Annotated in this window: 5 protein-coding genes; 4 read left to right on the forward strand and 1 reads right to left on the reverse strand. The window is 38.0% G+C overall.

From position 1 onward, the window contains the following. Positions 1-172 precede the first annotated feature (172 nt). Positions 173-1,171, reverse strand: a complete 999-nt coding sequence (locus ACOH2D_RS11020; RefSeq protein ID WP_348036492.1) for a metal-dependent hydrolase — start codon at positions 1,169-1,171, stop codon at positions 173-175. Positions 1,172-1,427: 256 nt separating this feature from the next. Here ACOH2D_RS11020 and ACOH2D_RS11025 point away from each other — a divergent pair, with 256 nt between their 5' ends. The 4 genes from ACOH2D_RS11025 to ACOH2D_RS11040 all read left to right on the forward strand — a co-directional run. After that, positions 1,428-1,874, forward strand: coding sequence for a hypothetical protein (locus tag ACOH2D_RS11025; RefSeq protein ID WP_348036491.1), 447 nt, complete (start codon positions 1,428-1,430; stop codon positions 1,872-1,874). Positions 1,875-2,167: 293 nt separating this feature from the next. Continuing rightward, on the forward strand, positions 2,168-3,481 hold the full coding sequence (locus ACOH2D_RS11030) for a beta-helix domain-containing protein (protein ID WP_449535253.1): 1,314 nt from the start codon (positions 2,168-2,170) through the stop codon (positions 3,479-3,481). A 184-nt stretch (positions 3,482-3,665) separates the two neighbouring features. Continuing rightward, on the forward strand, positions 3,666-5,129 hold the full coding sequence (locus ACOH2D_RS11035) for a T9SS type B sorting domain-containing protein (RefSeq protein ID WP_449535254.1): 1,464 nt from the start codon (positions 3,666-3,668) through the stop codon (positions 5,127-5,129). Positions 5,130-5,131: 2 nt separating this feature from the next. Next, the coding region (locus ACOH2D_RS11040) for a PorP/SprF family type IX secretion system membrane protein (RefSeq protein ID WP_449535255.1) at positions 5,132-7,028 on the forward strand (1,897 nt) is incomplete at its 3' end.

Genomic DNA, 7,028 nt, shown 5'->3' on the forward strand with positions numbered 1-7,028 from the left:
TTAGTTATAATCTATTGATTTAAAGGGTTTAATTAGCGTGTGTTTTTTGTGGTTGTTCTGAAGTCATTAATGATCAACTTCCATTTTAAAACGATTTTAAACACACGAAATTTAGGCTTGATTTATATTTTTAAGATTAAACTGTCACATCGATCGATCTGCCGAAACCTCCTTAATTGCCTTTAATGCGAGTCCATAAGTCAACCATCATTTTTTTACCATCGCGTTTGTCTTTTTTCTGTTCTATAAATTGGACCGTTCCATCAGCATCAGTAATAATTTCATATTGAAACACAAAATTTTGTGCGCCTTTTTCCATACTTAATAAACCAAATCGGAGATCATTATAAAGGAGTTGATCGTCCATCTTCATAATTGTATACCAGCCTTCAGAAATAGTGATCATACGCTGTACTTTTTCATTTTCTGCAAGATTTCCCAAGAGCTCATGATTTTTAGGGTAGGCTTCGAAAGTGATGGGTTGGGTGTCAAAAAAGGAATAATTGCCTAATAAATAAGCATTTTCGGTTTCAATATTCGCACTCCAAAGAATGGTATTCATAGGAGATGGTCTCGTTTCTATTTGCTTATAGATAATGTGTTGCTCTTTTAAGGCAGATTCAAATTTTGTAAACGCTGTCCATTTTAAAAGAAATGTCAATGCTAAATAGCTTGTGCTAACCATCAAGCCTATATTATTGTACAGCCGTCTTTTTCGCGACGTTTTTTTTTGGAACATCGCCAAAATTAAAAACACCAGAAATGGAAAGGTGTACAGAGGGTCGATGACAAAAATAGTTTTAAAAGCGAATTGTATTTTGATTGGCCATAATATTTCTGTGCCCCAACTGGTGTGTGCATCCAATAATGAATGGGTTATAAAACCTAGAAAAAACAACCAAGACCATGGCTTAATATCCTTGTAGGTTTCATAGCGCGTCACTAACCAGGCGCAAACAGGAGCAAAAAGCACAGAAAATAGTATGGAATGTGTAATGCCGCGATGAATTTCTAAAGCCGATACGGTATCGGTAAAATAGGAAGAAAAGATGTCTAAATCGGGAATGGTTCCCGCAATGGCACCATATAACATGGCCTTATTGCCGATTTTTTTTCCTAAAACCGCTTCGCCCACCGCGGCTCCTAATATAATTTGTGTCAGTGAATCCATAAACGTCTGCAAAAGTAAGCCAAATAATAGAGTAAAGCATCCCTTACACTGGAGGACATGATTATATTAAATTGATAATTTCAGGCTAAAAAGTGAGGGTAAAATCCTTATGCGTAATCATTTTTTTATAATGATTAAACTATATTTCAATGAATTGTATCATTTTTATCTAAAAAAATTACAATTAATCGATAAAACGCTTGTTTTTTTCGTTTAATTACATAAATTTGCCATAGTAAACCCCTAAATATCAATTATGAAAACTAAACTTACTATACTTAGTATGGCTTTTTTGCTGATTACGAGCTTTGGTTTTGCACAAAAGGACCCTCAAAGTATTATCACTGGAAAAGTATCTATATCCAAGTATCACGACCGCTCTGAATTGGAAACCCTTCCAAAAGGAAATCTTTTGACCCTTTATAATGAACGCATAGAAGTTATAGTTAAAATCTTACCTAATATTGCTTTTGCTACCAAACCAGGAGTTACAATGACCTCTTTGGGAATTCCCGATACCAAAGACAACAGGAAAGCATTAGAAGAAAACGTTAAAGCCGTCAACACTTATTTTGAAAGCACCATGTCATTTCAAGATAAGGTATTGCCATATTCTGACAAATCCAACTTAATTTCTGCCATTTTATTTTATGAGGAAACCTTGAAGTCTCTTCATACCTATAGTGAATTCAATAAATATTAAATGGGTTCCATTAAAAAATCGAATTATTTTTATTTTGTTAAATCGGCCTTAAAATCCCAGAGTAATATCTGGGATTTTTTATTGGTATCTGCGGATACCGAGTTTTTAGCAAAGGAGTCGTTGAACACTATGCTAGTTCATTTCAGCTGATTTAATTTTAATTTGAAAGAAAGCGCTTACAAGAAAAAATAATTAATGTATTTCATCGACTTTATTTGTATTTCATAGGGTTTATCCCTACGTTTGAATCAAATAGTTAAGGAAATCTAAATTTATTACTAATTATACGACTTATGAAAAATCTTACTCAAACCTTATGTTTATTACTTTTGGTTGTTGGCAGTAGTTTTGCACAACAAGAAAAGGGGATAATTGGGAAGAATAACTGGTTAAATAATTGGACCGAATTTAAGCCTAACCATATTGAACATGGTGAGCCAACCCAAATATTAAGCGGTAATATAACTCAAGACACTAAATTAACTAAGAGAGATACTTACCTCTTATTGGGTAATGTTTTTGTAACCGACAGTACAACCCTGACGATTGAACCCGGTACCGTTATTATTGGTGACTTTAAAACCAATGGAACGCTGATCATTTCAAAAGGTTCTAAAATTATGGCAGAAGGCGAGGAAACCGATCCCATCATTTTTACATCCAACAGAAGTGTAAAGAAAGAAGGCGACTGGGGCGGCATTTTTATTCTTGGGGATGCGCCTATCAATAAATTCGGCAATGCATCTTCAGTAAATTACGGATTACAACCTTCTTCTTTTAATAATATCAGTTATGGCGGATCAAATCCACAAAGCAATTCTGGTGTTCTAAAATATGTGAGAATTGAATTTGCCGGAAAGCGTACCAAAGACTTTGGCTATTTTAATTCTTTAACTCTTGCGGGTGTTGGAAGCAAAACCCTAATTGAAAATGTTATGGTAAGCTATTCTGATGGCAATTCCTTTAACATTATTGGTGGTGTGGTCAATTTAGAAAAAGTGGTATCCTTTAGATCCAAGAGCAACGACTACGAATTCAATTTTGGTACCCAGTGTAACATTAGAAACTCTTTAGCCATTAGATCCCCTTATGTATCTGGATCCAATGGGTCGCGTTGTATGTATGTGGCGTCCTATGATAAAAAAGAAGAAGTGGATTTTAGTAAGAAAAGCACTTCTGTAAAGGCAGAAAACTTGACCTTAATTAATGTCAGCGAAAACTTAGACTCTGATATTAAAGTAGGATTGGTAAGAGAAGCTTTATATATCGCTGAGAATGCTGCTTTAGATATTAGTAAAAGTGTGATCTCAGGCTTTAATCCGGCAGTTATTATCGATAAAAATGTTCAAATCAATGCTCAGAACCTGGACCTTATGAAATTCAGTGATATGTATTTCAATAATTGCAAAGGAAACATTTTTACAGAACACGATTCCAATAACGCCGATTTAGAAAATTGGTATGGCAACAGATCATTTTTTAATGTCTATTCAAAAGGTTCGGATGCCGAGACTTTTATTGATGTAAAAAACAGTTCAAGACGACCAGATTTTAGGCTGCGCATCAATAAGATCATAGCCTCAAATGCTATTGAGATTGAAGACTAAACCATAAAACTTAAACTTGCACGAAGTGATGCCCAAAATCTTTAACACAGTTTCCAATGTAATACTTGCCAGAGTTCTGGAAGGTTTTCCTGGTAAATAAAACAGTGGTTTTGAACTTTAAAAGGCATTCTTTCTGCAAAGAGTATGAAGTTCCCTAAAATGGAGAATAATTAATCAACTGTGAATGCATAAAACTACTACTCTAACTAGATTATTTTTTGTACTTGGCGTTTTTGTTCTTTTGATATCCGGACAAACAAGCGCCCAGATAGTTATTGGTACACCTAATTTAGGATTTACCCGCGCTTGTGCGAGTGAAACCTTTAACACTTATAATGTCACATTTGTATTTACTCCAGAAGCTGAACTTATGGCGACCAACCAGTTTCGGATTGAAATGTCGGATGCCACGGGGAATTTTTCAAATGCCACCGTTGTTTTTACCTCACAGCCGGGAGCTGTAACCAAATCGCCAGCGACTTTAACTTTTCCAGTGCCAAAAACCACAGCGGGAGAAGGCTACAGACTGAGAGTCAAAAGTACAGCGCCAGCCGCAACGAGCTCAAGTTCTGCTGCTTTTGCAGCCTATTACAAACTTCAGGACAGCCCATTTACCATCAATAATTTAGTTTCTAAAGGCGCTTTTTGTACGGGTGGCAGTTATTTACTGACTATTGACAATCCGGGCACGGGAACAAATGACTCCCCATTAAATTATCCATCACTTACCTATAAATGGTATAGAGAAACCAGTCCTACAACTACTGTATTCGTAGGAGATGGCGCTACATTATCTGTAAAACAACCTGGCAAATATTTTGTTAAAACCAATTATGGAACCTGTACCTCAAATTCATATTCAAACCGCGTTGAAATTAGTGAAGTCGCCACTGGAGACACGGATGCCACCGTGGTTTCGAGCTTAGGAAATCCGTTTTGTTCAGAAAACGGAATGACTACTTTAAGTACCATGGCTGGGGCAAGTTACCAATGGTTCAAAAACGGAACTGCCATAGCTGGCGCAACCAATCAATTGTATCAAACCAATGCCTCTGGCACTTATTCGGTAAAGGTGGATTTGGGAAGTTGTTCAGCCTCAGGTTCTATAAATTTGACAAGCGAAGGTTTTGAAAGTTCCATCAACGTCAGTGAACAAAATACGATGGACTCGGGAGAATCCTTAACTGCAACGGTTACAACCACTGCGAAAAATCCGAAATTTGAATGGTCCCTGAATGGTACTATTATTTCGGGAGCTACGGCTGCAACATTTGAGGCCGCTGCTTTTGGCGCCTATAAGGTGATTGTTTCCCAAACATTAGGCTGTAAGGTTTCTGAAGAATTTACTTTTTCTATTAGTAAAACCATCGAGCCTTTCCCACAGGTCGACAAAATCCCCAATTTCATTAGTCCGAACGGGGATGGCATCAATGACACTTGGGTCATTCCAACAAAATATGTGAACGGCACCCAAACCGAAGTCCTCATTATGAACAATCAAGGTAGGGTGGTGTTCCAAACTACGGCGTATATGAACAATTGGCCTCAGAACCAACTGGAATTAAGCAGTATCAACCAAGTGTTTTATTATATCATCACAACCCAAGAAGGTCAAACTAAAAAAGGATCCATCACCGTAGTTAAATAACCATGAAGCAATTTTTCCTATATATCACGCAGATAAAAGAAGGTCTCTCAGGAAGGTATCAGGTGTCCATTAGGAAAAATATGCGAAATCGTCAATTAAAAACAGTGGTGTTGACATTAATCTGTTTTTGTTCAGTACAACTGTTTTATGCGCAAGAAGACGATGGGATTGTCTCGCTCGCTCTTCCTGTCAGAACCTCTTTAACTTTTAACAGATATATTGTCAATCCCACCTTTAGTTTTGTGCGCGAGCAAAATAAATATATTAGTGCTTTCAATAAAAGGGAATGGGTTCAATTTGATGATGCCCCTCAAACGTATTTATTAGGATATTCCGGCAGGTTTGCCGAAAACATAGGCGCGGGACTTGGTTTGTTCCAACAGGATTATGGCGTGCTGACCACTTTTGGTGGGATTTTAAACTTTGCTTATAATGCTCAATTAACGCGCGATAACAATTTAACTTTTGGTATCAATTTAGGCGTTTATAAAAGCGGCCTCAATACCGGGAAAGTGATCACTAATTTTGCTGATCCTTCATTAAATAATATTCCGTCGCACCTGCTTCTTACGGCTAATCCAGGGATCAACTATGGTACCCTATTTTTGGATTTTGGAGTCTCCATAAATAATCTCGTCCTATATAATGTACAGTCTTCTGAGCTGATTCAGGGTGATCCACGCCAAAGTATTCAAGCCCATGTCATGTATACCGGCTATATGAATGGCCGAGGCTTTTTTAACGATGCCAAATTTTCAGGATTGGTAAGATCTGAATTCGGAAAAGAGATGACCACAATTTCAGGTATTGCGATGATTACCTCTCCAAAAGGTATTTGGGCTCAAGTAGGATTCAATTCACTTTACGGAGGATCTGCTGGTTTGGGACTCAATCTTACCGAACAAATTGCCATAGAATATAATTTCGAAAAAGCCATGGGCGATATGACCAATTTTGGATCTTCCCATGACATTACGCTGGCTTATAAGTTCAAAAGCAATGCCAATTATAAGTACCATGATGATGACGAAATAGGTTCTATTTTCTCTACCGATACTAAACGTGTTTTAGCGTCCAGCCAACCAAAAATGGATGCCGCAACGCGAGCACAGTTAGCGGCCGAAGCAGGAGCAAAACGAGAAGAAATAAAAGAAAGAGCAAAAGAAAAAGTTTCTAAAGATAGAGAGACAGCCCAAGTTAGGGATGAAAAAACGAGAATAGCACAAGAGGAGCTAGCTATTCAAAGTAAAGCACGAATTGAAGCACGAGCGGCCGCCGCAAAAGAAAGATTGGCGGTTCAAGAAAAAGCCAGAGCTGACGCTAAAGCTAAATTAGAAGAAAAGCTCAAATTAGCTAAGGAAGCAAAAGCTAAGGCCGATCAAGAAGCCAAAGAAAAGTTCCCGGCCTTGGAGAGGGCAAATGCACTAGCCAGAGCAAAAGCTGAAGAAAACAATACGTTAACCGCAGATGCAAAAGCAAAAGCCGATCAGGAAGCCAAAGATAAATCAGCTGCCGATGCAAAAGTCAAAGCCGATGCTATCGCTAAAGCGGAAGCCCTTGCGAAATTAGCTGCAGAAGCAAAAGCCAAAGCTGACCAAGAAGCGAAAGACAAATTAGCAGTTCAAGAAAAAGCCAAAGCCGATGCCCTTGTTAAAGCGGAAGCCATTGCGAAATTAGCTGCAGAAGCAAAAGCCAAAGCTGACCAAGAAGCGAAAGATAAATTAGCAGCACAAGAGAAAGCCAAAGCCGATGCCCTTGCCAAAGCGGAAGCCAGCGCGAAATTGGCTGCAGAAGCCAAAGCCAAAGCTGACCAAGAAGCCATAGATAAATTAGCAGCTCAAGAGAAAGCCAAAGCCGATGCCCTTGTTAAAGCGGAAGCCATTGCGAAATTAGCTGCAG

Source organism: Gelidibacter sp. (assembly GCF_053579655.1).